The sequence below is a fragment of the Dokdonia donghaensis DSW-1 genome (assembly GCF_001653755.1).
Lineage (GTDB): Bacteria > Bacteroidota > Bacteroidia > Flavobacteriales > Flavobacteriaceae > Dokdonia > Dokdonia donghaensis.
Genome location: NZ_CP015125.1, coordinates 998,469 through 1,022,771, shown reverse-complemented (window position 1 = coordinate 1,022,771; position 24,303 = coordinate 998,469). Strand labels below are relative to the sequence as shown.

Sequence of the window (24,303 nt, the reverse complement as noted above, 5' to 3'; positions counted from 1 at the left end):
AAAAAATATTACAAATTTAGAATAGCTATTAAAAAATAGCCAGGGCGCACACTTTCTTATATGAAATAAGCAAGAGCCCAAAAAACAAAAAGATTATGAAACTTAAAGGACTAAGGTGGTGGATTATAGCGCTCATATGCCTTGCAACCATTATCAACTATATTGATCGTTCTGCCTTTGGAATTATGTGGCCAGAGATGGGTAAAGATCTCGGTATGGATGATTATGATTATGCCTTGATGCTCAACATCTTTATGGTGACCTATGCCGCCGGAAAATTTCTGTCTGGTAAACTTATGGACATTATAGGTACCAGATTAGGATTTGCTTTTTCTATCATACTATGGTCACTAGCCTCTGTCTTTCACGCATTTTCAAAAGGACTGGTTTCATTAGGTATTTTTAGAGGATTACTAGGTCTAGGAGAAGCGGGAAACTGGCCTGGAGCTGTAAAAAGTAACGGAGAGTGGTTTCCAGTAAACCAGAGAGCACTTGCTCAAGGTATTTTTAATGCCGGAGCTTCTGTAGGAAGTATTATTGCTCCTGCTCTTATTGCCGTTTTATATGGTAGTTATGGATGGAGAAGTACGTATATCATCATTGGTGCATTAGGTATCTTATGGGTTATTCCTTGGTTTATCATTAATAAAGCAGCGCCAAAACATCACTCTTGGATCACAGATGAGGAAAAAGCCCTTATAATGGAAGGAAGAGCTATTGTAGATGAAAAAGCTACAAAGGAAAAAGGACTTTCTCTTCTGCAAATTTTAAGTTATAAAGAATCTTGGGGTGTACTTGCTGCGCGATTCTTTATAGAACCTATCTGGTGGCTATTTGTAGGCTGGATGCCACTATACCTTAACAGTCAGTTTGGTTTTAGTGTAGAAGAAATAGGATCTACAATGTGGATCTCATACGTAGGTGGTATGATAGGAAGTCTTGCTGGTGGATGGTATAGTGGTAAGCTAATGGCAAAGCATTCGGTTGACTTTTCGCGTAAGCGTACAATACTCATAGGGGCTACACTTATATTTTTAGGTCTTTTAGGTATCATTTTCTTAGTAGATGATAATAACCCTATGACGTTTATTTATATAACGGGTGTAGTACTTTTTGGATTTCAGTTTGCTATCGGAAACATCCAGACATTATCTACAGATTTATTTAGAGGGCCTTCTGTGGGAACACTTGCAGGCCTTGCGGGAACTGTGGGAGCGGTATCAGTTATTATAATGAACTGGTTCATACCTATGATAGCTTCTACATCATATACACCTGCATTTATTGTAATTGCAATACTGGCTCCTATGGTTGTGATATCAATCTTTGGGCTAATCAGAAATATAAAAATTGTTGAAAATAACTAATTAATTAAAAAACTATGAGTAAAAATAAAGGTAAAGTGGCCATCGTAACTGGTGCTACAGGAGGAATAGGATTTGCGGTTGCAAAGAGACTGGGAGAAGAAGGTTATACGGTTATCTTAAACGGTATACAAGATGAAGAGGGCGCACAAAGACTTGAAGAGTTAAAGGCAGCCGGAATAACGGCAGAGTACTACGGTTTTGACGTAACTAAAGAAGAAGAGGTTACAGCAAACATCAAGAAAATAGGTGAAAAGTACGGTAAGATAGATGTGCTTGTAAACAATGCAGGAGGTCTAGGTGGTAGATCACGTTTTGAAGAAATGACAACAGAGTTTTACAGATTTGTAATGGCTCTTAACCTTGATAGTGTGTTTTTTGCCTCTAGAGCGGCGATTCCATTCTTAAAGAAAGGTGATCACCCTACTATCATTAACTATACGTCTAACGCAGGATGGAATGCCGGAGGACCAGGTGCTGGAATCTATGGTACATCTAAGGCTGGAGTGCATACTATTACAAGAGCACTTGCAAAAGATCTAGCTGAGTATGGAATACGTGTAAACGCCGTATCACCAGGTACGATAGATACACCTTTCCACAAGCAAATTAAAGAGACAAAACCAGAAGTATTTGCATCTTGGGCAAATAACATTATGCTAGGTAGATTAGGACAACCAGAAGATGTTGCAGGTGTTGTATCATTTTTAGCAAGTCCAGATGCAGCATTCTTAACTGCCGAAACTATTCAAGTAGGTGGTGGTCAAGCATTAGGTATATAACTAGCATATGAGCAAAGTAGTCACCTTTGGAGAAATAATGTTGCGTCTCTCTACAGAGCGCTTCTTGAGATTCTCACAAGCCAAAACCTTTGGAGCTACCTACGGTGGTGGTGAGTTTAATGTAGCAGTATCACTTAACAACTTAGGTGTTCCTGCAGAGTTTGTAACACGTCTTCCTTACAATGAGATAGGCGATACTGCGCTGCAAGAAATAAAAAAACTAGGTGTAGGTGACACACATATACACAGAGGTGGAGATCGATTAGGTATTTACTTTTTAGAAACAGGAGCCGGAACAAGAGCCAGCAATGTCGTTTATGACCGTGCTGGCAGTTCTATGGCTACCGTTACAAAAGGCGCTTTTGACTGGGAGACCATTTTTAAAGGAGCATCTTGGTTTCACTGGAGTGGTATCACTCCAGCCATATCTGAGCAAGCCGCTTTAGAATGTCTAGAAGCAGTAAAAATGGCAAAAAAGATGGGACTTACCATTTCTACAGATCTAAATTATAGGTCAAAATTATGGAAATGGGGAAAAGAACCTCACGAGGTAATGCCAGAGCTACTCAAATATAGTAATCTCATACTAGGCGATATTGATACTGCATATTTTATGCTAGGAGAACCTAAAGTACAGCCTAATTATCACGACGAAAAGTCGTTACCCGTGCTGTATGATAAACTCTTTAAAATGTGTCCAGACCTAAAGCAAGTTGCGACCACATTGCGCTACTCTGTAAGCGCCTCTCACCAGCGCATAGGAGGAATTTTATACGACGGTGATCAAATTTATAAAGCACACGTGCAGGAGGTAACCCCGGTGGTAGATCGTGTAGGTAGTGGAGATGCCTTTATGGGTGGTCTCGCATATGGCCTCATAGATAAACCTATGGATAAGCAACGCGCAATAGATATTGCCGTAGCCTCTTGTTGTTTAAAACATACCATTTACGGCGATTATAACCTCGTATCTTTACAAGACATAGAGCGATTTATGGACGGAGATCAAACAGGTAAAGTTTCAAGATAATTATGGCAAGATTTACAAGAATAGAAGTAGCTCAAGCAATGAAGGACACGGGCATCGTGCCTTTGTTTTATAACGAGTCTATTGAGGTGGGTAAAAACATCCTCAGAGCCTGTCATAGTGCAGGAGCTCGCGTGATAGAGTTTACAAGTAGAGGTGATAATGCTCATAAGGTATTTGATGCGTTGTGCGCTTTCGCGAAAGCGGAATTACCAGAGCTCATACTCGGTGTAGGTAGTATTACAGATGGTGCTGCAGCATCGCTTTATATGCAACTAGGTGCAAACTTTATTGTAACACCTGTGTTGCGAGAAGATATTGCCCTAGTGTGTAATAGAAGAAAAGTGCTCTGGTCACCAGGCTGTGGTTCTCTTACAGAAATTGCTCGTGCAGAAGAGTTAGGCTGTGAGGTTGTAAAGCTTTTTCCTGGAGGGATATATGGAGCTCAGTTTGTAAAAGCTATAAAGGGCCCGTGTCCTTGGACCTCTATAATGCCTACAGGTGGGGTATCTCCTACTCAAGAGAGTCTAGAAGAATGGTTTAACGCAGGTGTTACTTGCGTAGGTATGGGATCAAAACTTATCGCTCCAGATGCGACAACAGGTGTTTGGGATTATAAAGCTATTGAACAAAAAACCAAAAAAGCGCTAGACATTGTAGCCTCAATTAAAAAAGCATAATAAGATTTTACAACACTCACAATATTTGAATTAGTTTGCTTACTACAAAAATGAGTGTATAATAAAGAGTATCGGGGGATGCTCTTTATTTTTTTGCCTTTTAATGAAGGTTAGGAGGCTTTTAGGAGACTAATATTAGCATTACAAAGTCTGACGCACAAAGACTTCCTAAAACAACAGAAAGAGCCTTAATAAGCCCTTTAATGACTCTCGAGAATTTATCGCATAAAAAAAGCCGACTAATTAAAGTCAGCTTTTCTCGTTGTACAGGCGGAGAGACTCGAACTCTCACACCGTAAGGCACTAGATCCTAAGTCTAGCGTGTCTACCAATTCCACCACGCCTGCATTTCAATAAATCGTTACTCGTTTACTTCGTAACGGGGTGCAAATATAATACATTTTTTCAATTGCAAAATATTTTTTTAATAAAAATTGCAATTCGTTATTCGTATTTTTACTTCAAATATGAGATTACAATGCAAGATCCAAAAGAATATATAGCACAACACAAAGATAGATTTCTTAACGAGCTTATAGAACTTCTTAAAATACCGAGTGTTAGCGCAGACTCTGCCTATGCCGAAGCCACACATCAAACTGCCGCAACCGTTGCCGAAAGCTTACGTAAAGCTGGTTGCGATACGGTAGAAATTTGTGAGACACCAGGCTACCCCATTGTGTATGCAGATAAGATTATAGATAAAAACTTACCTACAGTACTTGTGTACGGTCACTATGACGTACAACCACCAGACCCAGTAGAGCTTTGGGACTCACCACCGTTTGAACCTGTAATTAAAAAAACAGACAAGCATCCAGAGGGTGCCATCTTTGCACGTGGTGCTTGTGATGACAAGGGGCAAATGTATATGCACGTAAAAGCGCTTGAGTATATGGTTGCAAATGATAAGCTTCCTTGCAACGTAAAGTTTATGATAGAGGGTGAAGAAGAAGTAGGAAGCGCAAACCTTGCTTGGTATGTAGAGCGTAACCAAGAAAAACTAGAAAATGACGTCATCCTTATTTCAGACACTGGGATGATTGCAAATGATATTCCTTCTATTACAACAGGTCTACGTGGCTTGAGCTATGTAGAAGTAGAAGTTACAGGACCTAACCGTGACCTTCACTCTGGTCTTTATGGTGGTGCAGTAGCAAACCCTATTAATGTGTTATCAAAAATGATTGCCTCACTGCACGATGAGAATAATCACATCACTGTAAAAGGGTTTTATGACAAGGTAGAAGAACTCACACAGGCAGAGCGCGATAAAATGGGTGAAGCACCCTTCTCACTAGATGAGTATAAAAAAGCATTAGACATAGACGCTGTGTATGGAGAAAAAGGATACACTACAAATGAGCGCAACTCTATACGCCCTACCCTAGACGTAAACGGTATCTGGGGAGGATATACTGGAGAAGGAGCCAAAACAGTGATTGCAAGCAAGGCATATGCAAAAATATCAATGCGACTAGTCCCACACCAAGAGTGGGAAGAAATCACAGAACTATTTAAAACGCATTTTGAGGGTATTGCTCCAGCGGGCGTAAAAGTTAAGGTAACACCTCACCACGGAGGTCAAGGTTATGTTACTCCTATAGATAATGTGGCTTATCAAGCTGCCGAAAGGGCCTATGAGCAAACTTTTGGAAAAACACCTATCCCTCAACGTAGTGGAGGTAGTATTCCTATTGTGGCGCTTTTTGAGAAAGAGCTTAAAAGTAAAACAATCCTTATGGGCTTTGGTCTCGACAGTGATGCAATACACTCACCAAACGAGCATTTTGGCGTATGGAATTACTTAAAAGGAATAGAAACTATCCCTTATTTCTATCAGTATTTTACAGAGATGAGTAAATAGTACTACATCTTATTTAATAAAAAGCGCTTTGGTAATCTAGTAATTACTAAGGCGCTTTTTTTATTCCAATATTTTTCAAAAAACGAAGCCAGACAATAGACAGCAGCCTATTACCTACTGATATGAACGAGGGTAATTACGCTTTCGCGAAAGCGTAAAAAGACACATTCACAGACACTTATCTTAAAATATTTTAACTCTACACTTGTAGAATTAAAATTTTGTTCTACATTTGTAGAGTACATTCTAATACTGTAGAACATTATGGCACTATCAACTTCTGAAGAACAGCTTATGCAATTGCTCTGGAAACAGGAAAAGGCATTTATGAAAGACCTCATAGAAGCATATCCAGACCCAAAGCCAGCGACTACAACCATTGCAACATTACTTAAGCGTATGCAAGACAAGAAGTTTGTAGATTATAAACAGTACGGCCGCTCTAGAGAATACTTCCCTCTTGTAAAAAAGACAGACTACTTCTCAAAACACGTAAATGGCCTCATTAAAAATTTCTTTAATGATAGCGCTGGGCAGTTTGCTTCATTCTTTACCCGTGAGACAGATCTCTCACAACAAGAACTAGAGGAGTTAAAACAAATTATAGATAACCAACTTAAAGCCAAAAAGAAATGATACTGATCTATCTCTTAAAAAGCGCTTTATGTTTAGGCATCCTATTTGGCTTTTATAAGCTAGCGCTAGAAGGAAAAGCGATGCACCACTTTAAAAGGTTTTACCTCCTGGCAAGTCTTGTGTTTTCATTTACCATACCGCTCATCACCTTTACCTATCAAGCAGAAGTTGCACCACAGATTACTCCCATATTTCAAGAGTATGTAGAGACAGTTTCTATTCCAAGCCAGGTGCCTCAGGTTACCGAAGTAGATTATACAAACACCGTTATCTGGGGAATATACTTTCTAGGGGTATTCATTTTTGCAACACGTTTTACTGTAAATCTTGTGCGCTTAAAGCGAAAGGTACATCAGGCAGAGCTTCACCCATCATCACATTTTACGCTTGCTTTATTAGAGCAAGTGATGGTTCCACACTCATTCCTAAAGTGGATTTTTGTAAACAAACAGTCGTACACACAAAAAGAAATAGCTCCAGAAGTACTTGCTCACGAGGCAACCCACGTGCGCCAAAAGCACTCTTTAGATATTATTGCCATAGAATTTATACAGGTTATTTTCTGGTTTAATCCGCTGGTGTGGCTTTATAAAAATTCTATAAAATTAAATCACGAATTTCTAGCAGATCAAGGTGCCATAGCAGATAAAGGTAATATTGCTATATATCAAAATATACTCTTAAGTTATGTAAGCAGTACTCATCACACTGCACTCGAGAGTCCTTTTAATTATTCATTAACTAAAAAACGAATCGTTATGTTATCACAATCATTTAGTCGTAAAAAAGTAGCGCTGCGCGCATTGCTGCTCATTCCTATCATAGGCTTGTGCGTTCTCTTTTTTAATCAAGCTATTGTTGCACAATCTGGACCAAATGCTGTTTCTGGTTTTTTGTCATACGAGAATAGTGTGACAAATACACTTGAGCTAGAACTAGACACCGAAGGTAATTTCTATTACAAACTAAAACCTATCTCTTTAAAAGGCATCGAGAACCTTATTAAGGAAACGGTTTACGACTACTTATCTATACAAGGTAGACCAGGAGTATCTAGCAAGTTAGGAAGAGAAAAGCAACTACTCGTAGCAGAGCTATGGAATTTTAGTAGAGTTACTTTTTGCACTTCAAATTTGGTTGATGACCAAAATGCAATTTTTGATCCTGAGGCAAATGCACTTGTAAGAGCAAATTTTGTAAAATCAAAAAAACCAAATTATGAAGACCTTGTTAAGTGGCAAAACACATCGTTGTTTGCCATATTTTTAGACAACGAGGAAATTTCAAATAAAACTATTTTAGATTATCACCCAGATGATCTCCCTTATTACGCTATTGGCGATCGCACAAATAGTAGATACAGAGTAGATGTATGGACTAGTCCATACTGGCAAAGTCAAAAAAACGTAACTACCAAGGCACCTCAAACCTCAACCTACGCAACACAGTTTGTAGAAGGTGCAGCACGTAATGGTAAAAACGCACTCGTTATCGAAGTAAGAAATGATAGTATTTATGCAAATGGTAGTTACACACCGCTTGACAGCTTTCGCGAAAGCGTAGATAAAATCACCGCAAAGTGGACAAAAGAAGAGTTTGCAGCGCCTGTGAGGTCTATGATTTTTAAGGGCAATTCAAAAGGGTTTATAAATAAAGCCGAAGCTGTTTTTAGACAAACGCAATTGTATAAGGCAAATAACAGTTTACGCCTTATTCCTCCGCCACCTCCTGCACTGCCAGTAGCTAGCGGAGAGCTTCCGCCACCGCCACCACCGCCATCTCCAGAAGAACATTTACTTAAAATGTATAAACTGGGTAGCCTTTTTATCCATAATGGCAAAGAAGTAACTTATGAAGAAGCTGTACGCCTTGCAAAAGATGGTATAACAGAAATTAAAACACCGTATCCATACAGCAACCCGCCCAAAACTTTTATAGGAAGTACAGAGCCAATTAAAACTAAAGTAGCTGGACAACAAGACGCTATTTCAACTCAAAAAAGCAATCATTTTGAAGTTAAAGCAAGTTATGATGAAGATGGTTCCTTATCAAAAAACGTTGAACAGCACGCTCTAAATGGCGGTATTTTTGAATTTGAAGGAAAAGAAATCTCAAAAGAAGAAGCGATACTTAAATCTAAGGAACCTAATATTAGCACGCAGACTTCTACCTTACATAATAAAATGATTATCCATAAGGATCTACTTCAACAAAAAGCACTTTATTACTATAATGACAAGTTACTCTCAGACGACGAGATGATTGAATTATTTGAAAACCCTTTGTATACTATGCAGCTCATTTCAAGAGGTTCTGAAAAAGAGAAACCATCTTTCAAATTTGTGAAAATAAAAGAATAATTACAAGCTACACTTCACACAGCTTATTTCTTAAAACAAAGCCAATAGCAAAGCCATTAATACAGATATATGTAGCTTTGCGGCAATGGATTATAAAAAGGAAATAAGCTGTTTTTTCTTTGATTATTTTATTGATTGGGGACTATCAGAAACCTTCTCTAAGTATCTCAATGCCTTTGTACTAGGTGTTATTGTGCTTGTTTTGGTTTTTCTGGCAGATATGCTTGTGCGTAAAGTACTGCGAAACCTAGCAGCATATATTTCAAAAAGTTCAAAAACAAATTTTGATGATCTCCTCATCAAAAACCGTGTACCTAGAAGACTAGCACACATACTCCCATTATATTTACTTATAGGAGCGCTTCCATTTGTACTAGACGATTTTCTTGAACTGCAACACGTTTTTAGCGTGATTCTTAATCTTATAGGAATCATTCTTGCGCTACGAATTATAAGAGCACTTTTACACACCCTTAGAGATTACTTTAAAACCATACCAGGCTTACGAGATAAACCTATAGATAGCTACATACAGGTCTTTATGATTTTTGCGTGGGTGTTTACCATCTTTTACGCCATAAGTCTTATAACACCTGTTTCACTAGGGCAGGCCTTGGGAACTTTTGGTGCCGCCTCAGCCATTATATTACTTATTTTTAAAGACACTATTCTTGGATTTGTAGCGAGTATTCAGGTCGCTATAAATGATATGGTGCGCATAGGCGACTGGATTACTTTTGAAAAGTATGGAGCAGATGGTGATGTGGTAGAGATTAACCTCGCAACGGTAAAGGTTCAAAACTTTGATATGACCATCACCACCATACCTACCTACGCGCTTATCTCAGACTCTTTTAAGAACTGGCGTGGTATGACAGACAGTCCTGGTCGTCGTATAAAACGTTCTTTATACATAAAACAAGACAGCATAAAATTTCTTACTGACGAAGATATACAGCGCTTTAAGAGAATAGGACTCATCACAGATTACCTCACAAATATGGAGGAAAAACTGGCCCGCATTAACGAGCGAGATGATTCTGATAAGTCTATCCAGATTAATGGTAGCAACCTGACTAACGTAGGTCTTTTTAGAAAATATATGGAGACCTATATTCAAAACCACAGCGCCATACACAAAGAGATGCTTCTTATGTGTCGCCAGCTGGCTCCTACTCCACAAGGTATCCCACTAGAGGTATATTGTTTTAGTAAAGACAAAAAGTGGGAAAACTACGAGTACATAATAGCAGATCTTTTTGACCATTTTTTGGCCGCCGTACCTTACTTTGATCTTGAACTCTTTGAGTACCCTAGTAGCCCTAATCGTGATAACTTTATAGACGTTTCTCAATAGGTTTTTTGCGCTTTCGCGAAAGCGTAACACACACAACTGCAACAATCTCATATTTTATGAGTCTCTAAAAGCAAGAGACTCACCTACGGCTGGACCTTATTGTATAATACATACGAAAAAGCAGGAAACCGTCGTTGTAGTACTCCACACCCTCATCAATCAGCCGGGTGCATAACAACCACCCACTCAAAAACTAACTAAACGAACCGTATTATGATTCAATCCTTTTTTATTCTCTGCTCTGGTGCAGATCGTGACGTTTTAGACACCTGCTCTCGCGGAGAAAAGAATAAATATGCTGGCATTGGTGCTACCGTATTTTTTACAGCCGTATTAGCCACCATCGCAGCAACCTATGCGCTTTTTACCGTTTTTGATAATGTGTATAGAGCCATACTTTTTGGTTTATTATGGGGACTGGTTATTTTTAATCTAGACCGTTTTATTGTTTCTACACTTAAAAAGCGAAACAACTGGTGGAAAGAATTTGGAATGGCAATACCGCGCCTTATTCTTGCGGTAATTATTGCTGTGGTGATTTCAAAACCCTTAGAGCTTAAAATATTTGAAAAAGAGATAGACCGCGTGATGCTCAGTCAAAAAAATGAGTTTACCGTGCAAAATCAAGGCGAGATACTCGCACAATACACCCCAGAAATCAATAAACTGGATGCCCAAATAGCTGCCGCAAAACAAGAAATCGCTACCAAAGAGACAGAAGTAAATAACCTGTATGAAATCTACATAGACGAGGCAGAAGGTACTGCTGGCACAGAGCTACTAGGCAAAGGCCCAGTCTATCAAGAAAAGCGAGATAAACACGATGCCGCTCTTGCAGAACTCACTACTATCAAAGCCACAAATGCAGAAAAAATAGCTCAAGCTGAGGCGCAAAAAATACAGCTGCGCGACGAGTTCAACACTGCTGTAAGCACGAGTCAGCCCATTATAAATAACTTTGACGGATTAATGGCGCGCATAGATGCGATGAAAGAACTCCCGTGGTTACCCTCGCTGTTTATTTTCTTACTCTTTCTTGCAATAGAGACGGCACCTATATTTTCTAAGCTTATCTCGCCTATGGGTGAGTATGATATAAAACTTGCAGACCACGAGCTCACCATAAAAGAATGGAGTGCACAAAAAGCCTTACAACGCAAAATACTTACCGAGACAGATCACATTGTAAATGATCGCGTGTATACAGACATCGCTCAAGATGAAGAGCTATACAACTACAAGAAAAAGATGGCAAAAGAGATTTTAAAACGACAGCAAGATGCCTTTTACAGGCGGCAGACTAAAATTTTAGGATAGTCACATTTAGTCCTATGTGCTATAATGTATCTTTATAGGAAATAGGCTTATTATGAAAATCGTTATCACGCTCTTGCTTGCTAGTTTCTTATTAATAAATTGCCAGCAACAACCTACAGTTGCTCAAGATAAGGCAGCCATTACCGCTGTCTTAAAAGCACAGCAAGAAGCCTGGTCACAGGGAGATCTAGAAGCTTTTTTGCAAGGCTACTGGAAGAGTGATTCCTTAAAGTTTTATGGAAGTAAAGGCCTTACATATGGCTGGGACAAAACGCTAGCAAATTATAAAAAAAGATACCCTACGCTAGATCACACAGGTGAGTTGCAATTTGTGATTAATGATATGACACTCATAGAAGAAAACGCTTATTACGTGATGGGAGAATATCATCTCAAACGTAAAGTAGGAAATGCAGACAGTGTTTTTATCATCATCTTTAAACGTATAAACGGCGTTTGGAAAATTGTAGCAGATATGTCTTGCTAGAAGGTAAAGCGCATCTGCACATCGATCTCCTCTTCTTTTACAGCTTTTGCTGCATCCTTCTTTTTACGGTCTTCGGTATTGAGGTTAGATAATGAGATACCTAAGAGACGCACGCTATTTTTCATTTTTTCTTGATACAGTAAGTCCTTTGCGGTTTCTAGTATGATGTCTTTAGACCTCACGTAAAAGTCCAGCGTTTTTGAGCGCGTCTGTAGTGTAAAGTCTGAGTATTTTATTTTGAGAGTAATAGTCTTCCCTGCTACTTTGCTTTTTTCTAATCTTCTCTCCACTTCTTCGGCTATGTGTTCTAGCTTTTCAAGCATAAAAATCTCCGAGGTGATGTTTTCTCTAAAGGTGCGCTCAGCCGCAAGTGACTTGCGTATGCGGTTAGGCTTTACTTCGCTATGTTGTATGCCTCTCACAATATCATAGTAGTAAGCTCCACTTTTTCCAAAGTTGTCACTCAGATATTCTTTTGATTTTAATTTGAGATCCATCCCGGTAAAAATGCCGTGTAGATACATTTTTTCGGCAGTCTTTTTTCCTATACCGTAAAACTTTCTGATGTCTAGTTCCTCAAGAAAGGTGATTACCTCCTCTGGCGGTATGGTTTTCTGGCCATTAGGTTTATTAATGTCACTGGCAACTTTTGCAATAAACTTATTGATGCTTATTCCTGCGCTGGCATTGAGTCCTGTTTTTTCTTTTATGCGTTGTCGTATCCACGAGGCAATAACGGTTGCGCTAGGCATTCCTACTTTGTTTTCGGTAACATCTAGGTAGGCTTCATCTAGTGATAAGGGTTCTACAAGATCTGTAAACTCGTGAAAAACGGAGCGTATCTGAGCAGAGACCTCTCGGTATCGCTCAAAGTTAGTCTTTACAAATATGAGGTCGGGACACAGTTTTCGCGCAAGCGCACCCGCCATAGCAGACCGCACACCATATTTACGAGCCTCATAACTCGCTGCACTTACCACACCACGCTCACCACCGCCACCTACAGCAATAGCTTTACCTCGTAAATCTGGGTTGTCCAGCTGCTCTACAGATGCATAAAATGCATCCATATCTACGTGAATTATCTTTTTTATAGGCAGCTCAGACATTGTATGCAAGTTACAAAGTACTCAGAAGGTTTTGTAGTATAAATCGTAACTTTGAGTATGTCTAAAACAGCAATTATACTCGGCGCCACAGGTCTTACTGGCGGACTTTTAACAGAGTTACTCATAAGAGACCCAGCATTTTCTAAAGTGAAAATCTTTACAAGGCGGCCTACCGCTTTTACACACGAAAAAGTGGAAGAGATTATTTGTGATTTATTAGACACAAGCACCTTCAAGGAGCAATTTACAGGTGATGTTGTTTTTTGCTGCATAGGCACCACAAAAGCCCAAACACCAGATAGAGAGAAATATAAAGCTATAGACTACGGCATTCCTGTTGAAACGGCACAACTAGCAAAGCAACAAGGGATAGCAAGTTATATGGTCATTTCTTCGGCGGGAACTTCGGCTAAGAGTCCGTTTTTCTATGTGCGTACAAAAGGTGAGATGGAGCGCGACTTGAGTAGGGTAGGAATTGAGAACACCTACATTCTTAAACCTGCTTTTATAAATGGTCGCCCAGATGACGCTCGCAAAGGCGAGAAAGCTCTCAAAATGATGATGGCCGTTATGGACTTCTTTATGGTAGGACCACTCAAAAAATGGAAGTCTACACAAGCAAAAGACATTGCTAGAGCAATGGCACAACTTGCAAAACAAACAGTAACCCAAACAGACATCACAAATATTGAGATTAAAGAACTAAGCAGTGCCTACCACGTTTAACCACATCACCGTTCCCTCCCAAGACCTTAAAGCGGCGATTACGTTTTATACAGGCATTGGTATGGAACTTATTGAGCACGAGCCTCAGCACCACGCACATTTTGAAAACAAGGAGCACGAAGTCATTTTTACAGCTTATTATAATCCCAAGCTTCCAGAACAACCCGTTACCGTTTACTTTGAAACAAACGGTATTGAGGTGTTTGAATTACGCTTTCGCGAAAGCGTACTCATCCCCACCATATACAGAGACTGGGGTGGCAAGGACTTAACACTACAAGATCCCGATGGGAATAATGTGGTGCTTTACCAAAAGGACACACCTACGACCGTAACTCCCTGGCAAAAATAAACGCTATGAACCTCAACCAAATAACCGTACCGTCACTAGATCTTGTAACTTCCATTGCTTTTTATGAGCAACTGGGATTGCGTCTCATTGTAAAAGCCTTGCCACATTATGCACGCTTTGAGTGCCCAGAGGGAGATGCTACGTTTTCTATGCATCTTGTAGATGAGCTACCTGCAGGTGCTGGAGTAACGGTATATTTTGAAACAGAGCGTTTAGACCAAGAAGTGGCACGATTACAAGGGGAGAATGTTACTTTTGACCTATTGCCCACAGACCAGTCGTGGTTGTGGCGAGAGGCAAGACTTAAGGATCCAGATGGAAATCAAATTATTCTTTACTACGCTGGTGATAATCGCAAAAACCCGCCGTGGCGCATTAACTAAAGGCTAGATATAACAGCAACATTATGTTAGAAATAGAACGAAAATTCCTAGTAACCTCAGCGGCTTTTAAAGAAGTTGCTCAAAAGGCAACTCGTATTACTCAAGGTTATCTAAGCACAGATCCTGAGCGAACTGTAAGAGTGCGAATTAAAGGCGAGAAAGGCTTTCTTACCATTAAAGGAAAATCAAACGATAGCGGTACTACGCGCGTAGAAGTAGAAGAAGAAATCGCAGTAGACAAGGCGCATACGTTACTATCAATGTGTCTTCCTGGAGTTATAGATAAGACACGTTACGAGTATACTGTAGGTAATCACACCTGGGAAATAGACGAATTTTATGGAAAAAACGAAGGACTAACCATCGCCGAAATAGAACTCAACGCTGAAGAGGAAAATTTTACAACACCAGAATGGATAGGCAGCGAAGTGACTGGAGATAACAAATATTACAACTCGCAGCTATCTGAGAATCCTTTTAAAAATTGGTAAAAGTTATTTTTCTTACCCCCTAGAAACCTCAATTTTTTTCTTGATTTCATTACCTGCTGCATCTACTACGGTGAGTATATAATTTCCCACCTCTGGTGTGACAGCTAGCTCGTGAAAATCTTCTGTAGCTCCTATAAACTCATTATCTAGATACCAGAAAATCTTAGTCTCAGGATTACGGTGAGAGACTTTAAAAACGACATCATTTACAGCTGCATCAAAATCCTTGGGGAGTATAACACCCTCATTATTTTTAGGATACATAAACGCCATAGGCATCTCTCCAGAAAAGCTACAATCTGGATGGTATGGTGGCAATTCTTTATAATCTGGATGCTTGTTTGCATAGTAATACTCCATTGTAGCAGGTAGCGTAAAATAGGTGACAGCCGTCATCTCATCAAGCTCATAACAATCTGAGTTTACTAGATATTCCTTATTTGCAGAGAGGTACATTTGCTTGTGATATGAGCACGAAGCCGTGTGCTCACCAGCGTGAGGTATTTGCTCTTTACGTGTTTCTACACAATATGGACTCGCTTTCATTCCGCTTTTTGTGCAAACCGTAGTCTCCACGAGTGCATCGTATGGAGTGTCAAACCAAGAGCCATTTACTGGCAAGCTACGCAACACATCAAAAAACAGTGGCGCTGCTGCTTGTATTCCCGTAATCCCTGGTCTTCCTTCTCCATCTGCATTACCTACCCACACTCCTATTGCATATTGAGGCGTAACCCCTACTGCCCACGCATCTTTAAAACCAAAACTCGTCCCTGTTTTCCAAGCCACCGGCTGGGCATCTTCATAAAACTGCCAGTTTTCTTCGCCGCTTGGTCTGTTTACAGTTTGCAATGTCTCAAGCGTTTTATAAATCGCTCCCGCCGAAAATACCTCGGGCTCACTTTGCAAGGGGACACTCTTTTTTACAGAAGCCAGATTATCTCTTTTGACATAGTGATAATCGCGAAAAGACTCCAAAGTGTACTCACTACTAGACCTATTAAATGTGTTAAGGGTGTTTGCCATCCCTGCATAGGTTTTTGTCAACTCAAAAAGACTGCTCTCTGCACCTCCTAATATCATTGCAAGTCCGTAGTGAGAGGCGGGTTTATCTATACCTCCCATATGCATCTCTTGTACATTTTTATAAAACTTATCTAGCCCATACTCACGTAATAATCGCACTGCAGGTACATTGAGCGATTTTGCAAGAGCCATATCGGCCGGTACTACGCCTTGATACTCGTTGTCAAAATTTTGTGGTCTATACGTATTGATACTTGTAGGTATATCTGGGACTAATGTTTGTGGCAATATGAGTCCCTCATCTAGCATTCCCGCATAAAGCAAAGGCTTTAACGTGCTTCCTGTGCTGCGGTATTTTGTGATAATATCTACATCTTTCTGGTGTGCTGTATCTGTTGGTGCGTTTCCTACATAGCCTAAAACCTCTTTTGTATTTACGTCCATAACCACTATCGCTAGGTTGTAAATTTCATTTTGCTTTAACTGGCCGTAATGTTCTTTGGCAAGTCTATTAAGGTCTCGCTGTATAGGAAGTTGTACCGTGGTTTGAACTCTTTTTCCACGAGATTCTTTAGTAATTCTATCAACTAGATGAGGCGCAATTTGTGGTAATGGATAAGGTTTTCCGGGTAGTTTTTCTAGCAACGATAGCTCGTAGGTAGTTTTGTCTATTTCTCCTGTTTCCCAAAGTTTTTTAAGGAGATTGTTACGCTTTCGCGAAAGCGTAATCTCATTTTTACCCGGTCGCACCATACTAGGGTTGTTAGGTAACACTGCCAGTGCGGCCATTTGCCCCCAACTTAACTGTGACGCTGGGAGTCCAAAATATCTCCAAGCGGCAGTTTCTAACCCTACTACGTTACCGCCAAAGGGCGCATAGGTAGCATACATATCCAAAATTTCATCTTTTGAATAGCCTGCCTCGAGACGTGTAGCTTTTATAAGTTCGACTACTTTTTCTGTATAGGAGCGTTGTTTTCCTTTTCTAGAAAGTCTTATTACTTGTTGTGTAATGGTACTTCCGCCACGACGCTTATCTGTAGTGATATTACCCCATATTGCCTTTCCCATCGCCACGGGATTAAATCCTGGATGGGTATAAAAATACTCATCTTCAAATAACAGAATACACTTTTCAAACTTATGAGGAACACTATCTAGTGCCGGAAAACGCCATTGCCCGTCACTAGCAATGCGGGCGCCCAGCAACTCACCACTCGCACTCTCAACCACGGTAGCGTGAGGATCTTTAAAAACCTGCTGCGGTATAGAAAAAACCCAGTACAACATAAATAACACCACAAGTATAAGCTTGATTTTATGGCGCTTTATGATATGTAGGAGGCGGCTATACATCGCTGTTAGTTCTTAACTTTTACCCAAGTACCTTTTGATCTGGCATAATAAGTCGCATCATACATAGCCTCTACCTGAGTACCTGGTAAATAGTAATCACCTAAGTAACTTGCATTAAGACGAACCGTAAATGTTCTTGTGCTGGTCTTACTCATATCAAAATAAAACTGCACACGATCGTCTCTTATATCTGTATATCGAGCGCTTCCTGCTGTACCTCCCTGAGCATCTGTAAAACGTGTATTCACTATCTCCCAACCGCTTGGGAAGATTTGTGTAAGCGCGACATTATCTACATAATCTCTGCTCGTATTACTCACCGTAATTTTTGCTGTAAACTCTTCTCCCTGCTGGAGATTATTGATAGACATCACTTCACCTGCAAGGTTATAAAAGGTTGTTTTAACCTGTAGATTTTTTTGATCTACAAGCTCTTTGCCTAATGGTAACTTACCACTTTGCACAAGACGTATAAACACGGTACTATTTTTAGCATTTTCTATAATGATTTTATTTGTTCCGTCTTGCGTTTTTATATCACGTAGAGCGATAGCTTGTTGTGTATCTACACTATACTCTTTTCCATCTTTTACATAAGAGAACTGCATTGCTTTACCTCCGTTCTTTAGAACCATTTTTGCCATAGCTAGCAGTGCATAACTGGTTTCTTGAGTACTTAACCACCTGTCTGAAGCTAGCGTTTTGGCTATACTTACAGCAAGCTCTTTTTGCTTGCTATCATTAAGAAGCACCATCATTTCTAGCGCCATTGCCCTGTTGCGATATACCGAGCCATAGGTATGGTAGTCATATTTTTTAGGAGTAAAATCAATATTTGCCGTAGTAGCAAGTTGCCCAGCTACTTTATCTTGACCTGCTAGTGCATAAGCTCCCGCAAGCCTCCACGTTGCTTCATTACTTAAATTTGTATTCTCACGAAGACGGTTCATCGCTGCAAGGTCGGGTTGTCCCGCAAGTGCGAGCGTGTATAAGCGATATGCTTGTACTAGCGTTGCATTATAACTTTGTTGTCCAGATCTCCACTCACGAGCCTCCTTTTTCTGAAAACGTAACCAGTTATTCATAAAAGTGAGTGGTAATGCATATCCCTTTTTCTGGGCTTCTATCATAAAGTGTCCAGCATAGGTGGTTCCCCACAGGTCTGCTTCTGTTTCTCCCTGCCAGTAACCTAGACCTCCGTCTGTGTTTTGGAAACGGCCTAGCCTCGCAATACCGTCTTTAATATGCTGTTGCGCGTCTCGTTTTTGCTCATACGTAAGATCAAAAACATCATCTAAAAACAGTTGCGGGAATACTCCAGAGGTAGTTTGCTCTACACAGCCGTGTGGGTAACGTATTAAATACTGCATACGCTTAGTAAAATCCATAGGGGGTAATGTCGAAAACTCTAAAGCGCTTTCATTAGTCCCTGCCACACCAAACGTCTCATAATCAATAGTAAGGTTACTGCTAGGGTCTAGTTCGTAATCGGTTACTTTTTGAGTAATAGGATTTGGGTTTTCTACGTCTATCTCAACATCATAGGTTGCACGCTCCCCGTGACCTTCTACAATAATTTGTACAGTTTGCACTCCTGTAGCAGCTTGCACATCAAACTCAAAAGGAACTATTTTTTCTCCCACTTGCGTGAAATTTACCGTTTTTACATTCCCTTCAGATGCTTTAAAAGCTTCAGATGTTTTGACGGTAATCTTAGCCTGCTTGATGTTGTTTTCCATCGCAAACACTGTTACTGGTAAAGTCACGTGTTCTCCAGGAGATAACTTTCGCGGAAGCGAACCTAAAACCATAAGCGGTTTACGCACAGGTACTGTCTTTTCTACAGATCCATAGGCACTTTTTGTAGCATCTCCAGCAATTACCATTGCTCTCACAGAGCCTACATAGTTAGGCATTGTTACCGTGTGTGACTTTGTTTCGTTTTCGCTTAAAGCGAAAGGGCCCAAATAAGTAACTACAGGTTTAAAGCGTTCTGCCTTTCTATTTTTGGCAGCGCTCGCAGCATCACCACCTCCTATTGCATAAATATTATCTACACTGCCAGAATATGCACCTATCACATAATCATACATATCAAACGACTTCACACCTAGTGCTTCTCTGCTATAAAAATGCTTATGAATTTTTGGTGTTTGAAATCTTGTAAGATCCAGCAAGCCATCATCTACCACAGCGATAGTATAGGTCATCTGTTTATTATTTTTTTCTGTGATTTTGATAGTATATGGCTCTTCTGGCTTTAATACATCTGGCATAGTGATTACCGGCTCTAACACTGTTTGCCTATCTTTTACCATCAAAGGAATTACACCATAAAGCCTAATGGGAAGGTCGTTTACAGATTGTTTGTGAGGCTGTAATAGCGAAATATTCACATACACATTAGGCGCCATTGCGGAGGTAACAGGTATGGAAAAATTGGTTTTACCTTGCTCGGTTTCTACCCAATAACTCTCGAGTACTTTTGTACCATTTTCAATACTCACAAGCGCTCTACCTCCCGCCGAAGATGGGAACGTAATGGTGGCATTATCTCCCACACTATACTCATCTTTATCTGCCGAAAACACGAGCATCTTTGCACTTTCTGAGTCTCTTTGAAAACCACCCCAGTTTCTATAGAAATATGCGATACGGCCTGTAGCGTGACCGCTTTCTGGGTCTATAACACATATAAGATAACGCCCGCTTTCCTTCTCCGGAATATTGAGGTTAAAACTTGTTTTTCCGTTAGAACCAGACGTGACGGTAAAGTTTTGTACAGGTGTATGTACGGTACTTGTTTCATAACTAGAGTAATTATCTCGACTCCTGTTCCACCACCAGCGCCAAGACATTTTAAATACTTTTACTTGAAGCTTACGGCCCGCAGCTGGTGCGCCTTGAGCATTTGTAGTAGCCAGATCAAACTCAATATTTTGATCTGTGTAATAACTGCCGTAGGCACGACTTTTTGGAGCTCGCAAACCTACAAAGTTATCAAACGGTGCGACATCCTTACTTACCACATCTAGAGAGAAGTCACCTCCTCCCTCATAGGCTTTTGTAACAAACGTTGCCTTGAGCATACCCGGTGCTCGCTTACTCAAATCTATTTTTTTATTAATCTTTATGTTGCCTTCATTATCCAGAGTGCCGTCTAGCACATCCATACTAACCTCATCAAACTCCCTAATTGGGTCATAAAAATTATATCCAGGAAACTGGCTAAACCCGCTACTTGACTTGCGTATAGTAACGTCTGTTTTAATTTTCAAATTTCTGGCAGGCGCTCCGTGTAACCATTTTACAGTAGCAGCTCCCATAAGATTTCCGCTTGCTTGTAGTATCTCATCTTTAAAAGTAAGGTCTACTTTGAGGCGATTAGGTTTTATGGTTTCTACTTTGAGCGTTTTGTTAAATGTGGCACCTCCCACAGAGATGGTAGCATTATAGTTACCCGTAGGAGCGTCCTGCTCTGTAGTAACCGGGAAATAGTAAAAGTTATTGAGCGCTTGGTTTGCATTTTGAAATCCTCTTTTTGATCCAGACGCTACCTTTCTATACATAAGTTTACCTCGTGCATCTGTCACTTCCAGCTTTACCGGATGATCGTTTGGCAACGGGTTTGCCTTATCATTAAGTGCAAAAGTGAGATGGATGGTATCACCAGGGCGATGCACACCTCTATCTAAGTAGGTAAAACCTTTAAGTCCTTTCTCAAGTTGATTACCCGCAATATCAAATTTACTCATAGAGAGACTATGCCCATCTTGCAGTTTTAAGTAAGCATAGTTTCCATCTTTTACTGCAACAGCATATACTGGGTAACCATCTGGTGTTACTTGAGCTATTCCAGTCGCATCTGTAGTGACTGTTGCAATAGGTTGCTTTTGGTAATTATATAATGTGATTTTTGTGTTTGCCTCTGGCGTAGTAGTCACAATATCTGATGTTGCAAACAAGTAGGAATTGTCTTTTCCTTTTTTTACAATCACCCCTAGATTACTCCCTAGTAAATTACTATTTACAAATTTTGACTCTTGATAGTATGCAGGGTGGCAAGGGTTATCTTCTTGTCTCCAGTCGTACACTTGCTTACGCCATCTATAGATGCGGTTATCCCAGTACTGCTCCTCTCTAGCATCTTCATCTGGACTTTCTGCCTCGGTATATGCATCTTCATAATAGTCCTCATAACTATCTTCTTCTACACTACTAGCAACAGCATCATCACAATCATAAATAGCATAAGAAGGTTTATAACTTATCTCTACTCTATACAATGCTCCAGGATCTGCCTTAAAAATAGCTGAGAGATCTACCCCGTGAGCTTGCCACTGGCCGGTGTTAAGATCACCTTGTTGTGCAATCTCAATCGTCTTTTTTGCTATGCGCCTACCTACTTTTTTAAGGTTATAACTACTCGTATTATTAAGCGATCCCTCTTGTAAAAACTCGAGTACATTATCTTCATAAATCTTAATCACTCTCACGTCTACGTGTGTAAGATTTACTGCCTCAAAATAGTAAGGAGTACTCGTAGATTTTGGAAGAATAACTCCATTTGTGATAGCCCGTATGGCAGGTTTTATTTGCTCAAAACTTACGGTCTCTTTAAAGGGTTGTTTCAACTTATAATCATCGATACTTTTTATTCCTTGAAAAACCTCAACCAGTGCATTACCTACTATCTTATTTTCTGGATATACCTGTAGTACATTTCCCTTTACCTCAAAACGAAGGTTTCCTGCACGCGCGATTGTCACGAGTCCAGCAAAGTTTTGGTTATCCTTTAATGGGTCAGAAAAATTTATAATCACAGAGGCGTTTGCGCCGCGCTCTTGATGTATGCCTATGATTTTAAAATTATCTTTTCCCGGTATTTGTATGGTGTTCTTACCATTTGTGTCTCTGGCTCCTATAGCTTTACCATCCCAGGCAACCATAATTTGTGAATCTGCCTTAGTGCGGGAGATGCTATCTATTCTAAACGAATGAAATCTAGACACCTCATCTTTATTAAACCATTTTACGGCTAGTGCGTTACCATTTTGAGAGGCGTTTATGAGTTGTTGCGCTTTCGCGAAAGCGATATTATCACTCGCTTCTATTTGTCCTTCTAGATAATTATAATCCTTACTATATGATTGTAAGGCGCCCATCGCTACTTTAAAATCTGGGGTAATGGTCTTAAAGCCAAAAGTAAATTGCTCCTTCCCTGTGTCAAGATCATCATACAGTTTATCAAGCATAAGAGTAACCTCGTATGCCGTGTCTGGTTTGAGAGGCTCTTCTGGTATAAACTCTAGTAGTCTACTGTTATGAAGACTAAGCACTCCAGAAACTTTAGGACGCATTTTAATGATATCACTAGGTAGCACCTGGTCTACCTCAAACTGCGTGAGTGGCTGTGCAAGCTCCACACGTATAGGGTTCATAACAGACTGTCTCCCCTCTGTGGTGTAAGAAATGTAATCTTTAAACTTAAAGAGGTTGTCTGTAGGTGTGCTCTTCTCTTTACAAGAAATAGTTATGGTAAGCAAAGCCAGCAGGACGTATGCATACTTAGTTATAATCGTTTTTTTAAGATAGGAGGATGAGAGATGATAGTTAGGCATTTTGAATGATGGTGTTAGGTGCTTACTTTAGATCAATGTGAGTATGACATTAAAAATAAATCTAAAATAAGGGTGTTCTCAGACAAGCTAAAAATAGCTGATTTTAAACACATTGATGATTTATAAACGTGAAATATTACCTTGGGAGGTGTGGTTATAATTGCAACGCAAATGTTAAAAAACATCGTATGTTTCTATTTAACATTTGGCAGATATTTAACTTTTATCAAAGCTATATGCTCTTTCCACCTTGCATATTCTCACCGTATAGTTATCGTACCAGTCTGACTTCCCCATACGTTGCGCACCTTGATGCTCTGCCTGGGCTTTCCATCTTGCAATATCTTCTAGCGAGCGCCAGTATGATACCGTAATCCCTAGGTGGTCGCTATCATTTCTAGCTCCCTCTACTCCCAGAAAACCTGGCATTGTCGCGGCCAGCTCCTCCATAAGATCTGCTGCTTGTTTATAGCCTCTTGTGCTACTGGTTTGTGTAGATGTAAAGATTACAGCGTAGTAAGGTGGTTGCATTATTCTGTTTCGATTTTATATAAGATAGGCTTGCTAGGTGTGGCATCATTTTCAAAAGAGGCAATCTGGAGATTAAGAAGATACGTCCCGTCTGGAACTTTATGTGGCACATAGATCATCTCTGTAATAGTTGCATCTAGTCGTATCTCACCATTTACATCCCAAAACGCGTGATGCCCCTTGAGCTCTCCACCATCCTTCTCTTTATCTACACTAGGTAAATCTATGAGAAGGTGTTTTATACCGCTTTCGCGAAAGCGTACCATTGCCCTCTCATCTACAAACGGCCAGTTTGTGTTAGACCAGTTCATTGTTTTCTTTTCGCGTGCGTTAGGCAATGTGCGTATCACCAAAGCTTCTGGTGATTTATTTTTAAGTAGGTTTTTAAACTGCTTATCACTTAGTATAAAATCATCATCTTCATTATCAAGCGGCTCTGGTATGACCGTCACCACCTCTGCGACAAAGAAAAATGTTTTAAGATTTTTATTAATGCTATGCACCTTTTCTGTGATATGACCAGCGGTCTCTGTATGCGTGCCGTGAGAATGTGGGTTAAAGGTGATGGTAGTAAAATTTACATCGCCACCCTTACGCACACTCCCTACCCACTCGCCATCTGTGACCGTCTCAAACTTAGGCGGGTCAATATACCAAGCCAGCGGATTCTTCTTAGAAGTAAGGGGAATAGAGAGATCAATGGGTTTTGAAAGATTGACCTTAAAAGTTTCTTTATTATGAGTTATAGTTGCAAGCATAGCGTAATTCAAAAGAAAACTAAAGATAAAAATACTCTATTGATTTACCTAGACATAAACTCATTGCAACAAG

Annotated in this window: 19 protein-coding genes and 1 tRNA gene; 14 read left to right on the top strand and 6 right to left on the bottom strand. The window is 40.0% G+C overall.

All coding sequences use genetic code 11. The features are described from left to right. Positions 1 to 95 precede the first annotated feature (95 nt). From I597_RS04445 to I597_RS04430, 4 genes are read left to right on the top strand one after another with little or no spacing between them, the layout of a single operon-like run. Positions 96 to 1,367, top strand: coding sequence for an MFS transporter (locus I597_RS04445; protein WP_035326851.1), 1,272 nt, complete (start codon positions 96 to 98; stop codon positions 1,365 to 1,367). 14 nt (positions 1,368 to 1,381) lie between these two features. Beyond that, positions 1,382 to 2,146, top strand: coding sequence for an SDR family NAD(P)-dependent oxidoreductase (locus tag I597_RS04440; protein WP_035326848.1), 765 nt, complete (start codon positions 1,382 to 1,384; stop codon positions 2,144 to 2,146). Positions 2,147 to 2,153: 7 nt separating this feature from the next. After that, positions 2,154 to 3,176 (top strand): sugar kinase, encoded by a 1,023-nt coding sequence (locus tag I597_RS04435; protein ID WP_035326845.1) that lies wholly within the window; start codon positions 2,154 to 2,156, stop codon positions 3,174 to 3,176. A 2-nt stretch (positions 3,177 to 3,178) separates the two neighbouring features. Continuing rightward, complete coding sequence (locus I597_RS04430) at positions 3,179 to 3,853, top strand: bifunctional 4-hydroxy-2-oxoglutarate aldolase/2-dehydro-3-deoxy-phosphogluconate aldolase (RefSeq protein ID WP_035326842.1); 675 nt, start codon at positions 3,179 to 3,181, stop codon at positions 3,851 to 3,853. Between the two features lie 265 nt (positions 3,854 to 4,118). Here the strand turns inward: I597_RS04430 and I597_RS04425 are convergent. Beyond that, a tRNA-Leu gene (locus I597_RS04425) sits at positions 4,119 to 4,200 on the bottom strand. A 131-nt stretch (positions 4,201 to 4,331) separates the two neighbouring features. Here I597_RS04425 and I597_RS04420 point away from each other — a divergent pair. The 6 genes from I597_RS04420 to I597_RS04395 all read left to right on the top strand — a co-directional run bounded on the left by I597_RS04420 (position 4,332) and on the right by I597_RS04395 (position 11,877). Beyond that, positions 4,332 to 5,720 (top strand): dipeptidase, encoded by a 1,389-nt coding sequence (locus I597_RS04420; RefSeq protein WP_035326839.1) that lies wholly within the window; start codon positions 4,332 to 4,334, stop codon positions 5,718 to 5,720. A 264-nt stretch (positions 5,721 to 5,984) separates the two neighbouring features. Next, complete coding sequence (locus I597_RS04415) at positions 5,985 to 6,356, top strand: BlaI/MecI/CopY family transcriptional regulator (protein ID WP_035326836.1); 372 nt, start codon at positions 5,985 to 5,987, stop codon at positions 6,354 to 6,356. Continuing rightward, positions 6,353 to 8,716: a M56 family metallopeptidase gene (locus I597_RS04410; protein WP_052111900.1), complete on the top strand. Its 2,364-nt coding sequence runs from the start codon at positions 6,353 to 6,355 to the stop codon at positions 8,714 to 8,716. The genes I597_RS04415 and I597_RS04410 overlap by 4 nt, the downstream gene beginning before the upstream one ends. Before the next feature lie 85 nt (positions 8,717 to 8,801). Beyond that, positions 8,802 to 10,073 (top strand): mechanosensitive ion channel family protein, encoded by a 1,272-nt coding sequence (locus tag I597_RS04405; RefSeq protein WP_035326832.1) that lies wholly within the window; start codon positions 8,802 to 8,804, stop codon positions 10,071 to 10,073. A 213-nt stretch (positions 10,074 to 10,286) separates the two neighbouring features. Next, positions 10,287 to 11,390: a DUF4407 domain-containing protein gene (locus I597_RS04400; RefSeq protein ID WP_035326830.1), complete on the top strand. Its 1,104-nt coding sequence runs from the start codon at positions 10,287 to 10,289 to the stop codon at positions 11,388 to 11,390. A gap of 52 nt (positions 11,391 to 11,442) precedes the next feature. Beyond that, positions 11,443 to 11,877, top strand: a complete 435-nt coding sequence (locus I597_RS04395; RefSeq protein ID WP_035326827.1) for a YybH family protein — start codon at positions 11,443 to 11,445, stop codon at positions 11,875 to 11,877. Here the strand turns inward: I597_RS04395 and dinB are convergent. Next, positions 11,874 to 12,986: a DNA polymerase IV gene (gene dinB / locus I597_RS04390; RefSeq protein ID WP_035326824.1), complete on the bottom strand. Its 1,113-nt coding sequence runs from the start codon at positions 12,984 to 12,986 to the stop codon at positions 11,874 to 11,876. The genes I597_RS04395 and dinB overlap by 4 nt on opposite strands. A 57-nt stretch (positions 12,987 to 13,043) precedes the next feature. Here dinB and I597_RS04385 point away from each other — a divergent pair, with 57 nt between their 5' ends. From I597_RS04385 to I597_RS04370, 4 genes are read left to right on the top strand one after another with little or no spacing between them, the layout of a single operon-like run. After that, positions 13,044 to 13,712: an NAD(P)H-binding protein gene (locus I597_RS04385; RefSeq protein ID WP_035326821.1), complete on the top strand. Its 669-nt coding sequence runs from the start codon at positions 13,044 to 13,046 to the stop codon at positions 13,710 to 13,712. Further along, complete coding sequence (locus tag I597_RS04380) at positions 13,696 to 14,064, top strand: VOC family protein (protein ID WP_052111898.1); 369 nt, start codon at positions 13,696 to 13,698, stop codon at positions 14,062 to 14,064. Before I597_RS04385 ends, I597_RS04380 begins: the two co-directional genes overlap by 17 nt. A gap of 5 nt (positions 14,065 to 14,069) precedes the next feature. After that, positions 14,070 to 14,447: a VOC family protein gene (locus I597_RS04375; protein ID WP_035326818.1), complete on the top strand. Its 378-nt coding sequence runs from the start codon at positions 14,070 to 14,072 to the stop codon at positions 14,445 to 14,447. 23 nt (positions 14,448 to 14,470) lie between these two features. After that, positions 14,471 to 14,938 (top strand): CYTH domain-containing protein, encoded by a 468-nt coding sequence (locus I597_RS04370; protein WP_035326815.1) that lies wholly within the window; start codon positions 14,471 to 14,473, stop codon positions 14,936 to 14,938. Between the two features lie 12 nt (positions 14,939 to 14,950). Here I597_RS04370 and pbpC read toward each other — a convergent pair whose 3' ends face one another. From pbpC to I597_RS04350, 4 genes are all read right to left on the bottom strand, one after another. Next, the gene (gene pbpC, locus I597_RS04365; protein ID WP_035326812.1) at positions 14,951 to 17,320 is read right to left on the bottom strand and encodes a penicillin-binding protein 1C; all 2,370 of its coding nucleotides are present in this window, start codon (positions 17,318 to 17,320) and stop codon (positions 14,951 to 14,953) included. A 5-nt stretch (positions 17,321 to 17,325) separates the two neighbouring features. Beyond that, the gene (locus I597_RS04360) at positions 17,326 to 22,941 is read right to left on the bottom strand and encodes an alpha-2-macroglobulin family protein (protein ID WP_052111896.1); all 5,616 of its coding nucleotides are present in this window, start codon (positions 22,939 to 22,941) and stop codon (positions 17,326 to 17,328) included. Positions 22,942 to 23,157: 216 nt separating this feature from the next. Further along, positions 23,158 to 23,472 carry an antibiotic biosynthesis monooxygenase family protein gene (locus tag I597_RS04355; RefSeq protein WP_035326809.1) on the bottom strand — a complete coding sequence of 105 codons (315 nt, stop codon included), beginning with the start codon at positions 23,470 to 23,472 and terminating at the stop codon, positions 23,158 to 23,160. Beyond that, positions 23,472 to 24,230, bottom strand: coding sequence for a cyclase family protein (locus I597_RS04350; protein WP_035328971.1), 759 nt, complete (start codon positions 24,228 to 24,230; stop codon positions 23,472 to 23,474). Before I597_RS04350 ends, I597_RS04355 begins: the two co-directional genes overlap by 1 nt. Between the last annotated feature and the right edge of the window lie 73 nt (positions 24,231 to 24,303).

Excerpts from the sequence above, each read along its gene's own strand:
- I597_RS04445 (WP_035326851.1), top strand. The coding sequence starts at position 96 with ATGAAACTTAAAGGACTAAGGTGGTGGATTATAGCGCTCATATGCCTT.
- I597_RS04440 (WP_035326848.1), top strand. The coding sequence starts at position 1,382 with ATGAGTAAAAATAAAGGTAAAGTGGCCATCGTAACTGGTGCTACAGGA.
- I597_RS04435 (WP_035326845.1), top strand. The coding sequence starts at position 2,154 with ATGAGCAAAGTAGTCACCTTTGGAGAAATAATGTTGCGTCTCTCTACA.
- I597_RS04430 (WP_035326842.1), top strand. The coding sequence starts at position 3,179 with ATGGCAAGATTTACAAGAATAGAAGTAGCTCAAGCAATGAAGGACACG.
- I597_RS04420 (WP_035326839.1), top strand. The coding sequence starts at position 4,332 with ATGCAAGATCCAAAAGAATATATAGCACAACACAAAGATAGATTTCTT.
- I597_RS04415 (WP_035326836.1), top strand. The coding sequence starts at position 5,985 with ATGGCACTATCAACTTCTGAAGAACAGCTTATGCAATTGCTCTGGAAA.
- I597_RS04410 (WP_052111900.1), top strand. The coding sequence starts at position 6,353 with ATGATACTGATCTATCTCTTAAAAAGCGCTTTATGTTTAGGCATCCTA.
- I597_RS04405 (WP_035326832.1), top strand. The coding sequence starts at position 8,802 with ATGGATTATAAAAAGGAAATAAGCTGTTTTTTCTTTGATTATTTTATT.
- I597_RS04400 (WP_035326830.1), top strand. The coding sequence starts at position 10,287 with ATGATTCAATCCTTTTTTATTCTCTGCTCTGGTGCAGATCGTGACGTT.
- I597_RS04395 (WP_035326827.1), top strand. The coding sequence starts at position 11,443 with ATGAAAATCGTTATCACGCTCTTGCTTGCTAGTTTCTTATTAATAAAT.
- dinB (WP_035326824.1), bottom strand. The coding sequence starts at position 12,986 with ATGTCTGAGCTGCCTATAAAAAAGATAATTCACGTAGATATGGATGCA.
- I597_RS04385 (WP_035326821.1), top strand. The coding sequence starts at position 13,044 with ATGTCTAAAACAGCAATTATACTCGGCGCCACAGGTCTTACTGGCGGA.
- I597_RS04375 (WP_035326818.1), top strand. The coding sequence starts at position 14,070 with ATGAACCTCAACCAAATAACCGTACCGTCACTAGATCTTGTAACTTCC.
- I597_RS04370 (WP_035326815.1), top strand. The coding sequence starts at position 14,471 with ATGTTAGAAATAGAACGAAAATTCCTAGTAACCTCAGCGGCTTTTAAA.
- pbpC (WP_035326812.1), bottom strand. The coding sequence starts at position 17,320 with ATGTATAGCCGCCTCCTACATATCATAAAGCGCCATAAAATCAAGCTT.
- I597_RS04360 (WP_052111896.1), bottom strand. The coding sequence starts at position 22,941 with ATGCCTAACTATCATCTCTCATCCTCCTATCTTAAAAAAACGATTATA.
- I597_RS04355 (WP_035326809.1), bottom strand. The coding sequence starts at position 23,472 with ATGCAACCACCTTACTACGCTGTAATCTTTACATCTACACAAACCAGT.
- I597_RS04350 (WP_035328971.1), bottom strand. The coding sequence starts at position 24,230 with ATGCTTGCAACTATAACTCATAATAAAGAAACTTTTAAGGTCAATCTT.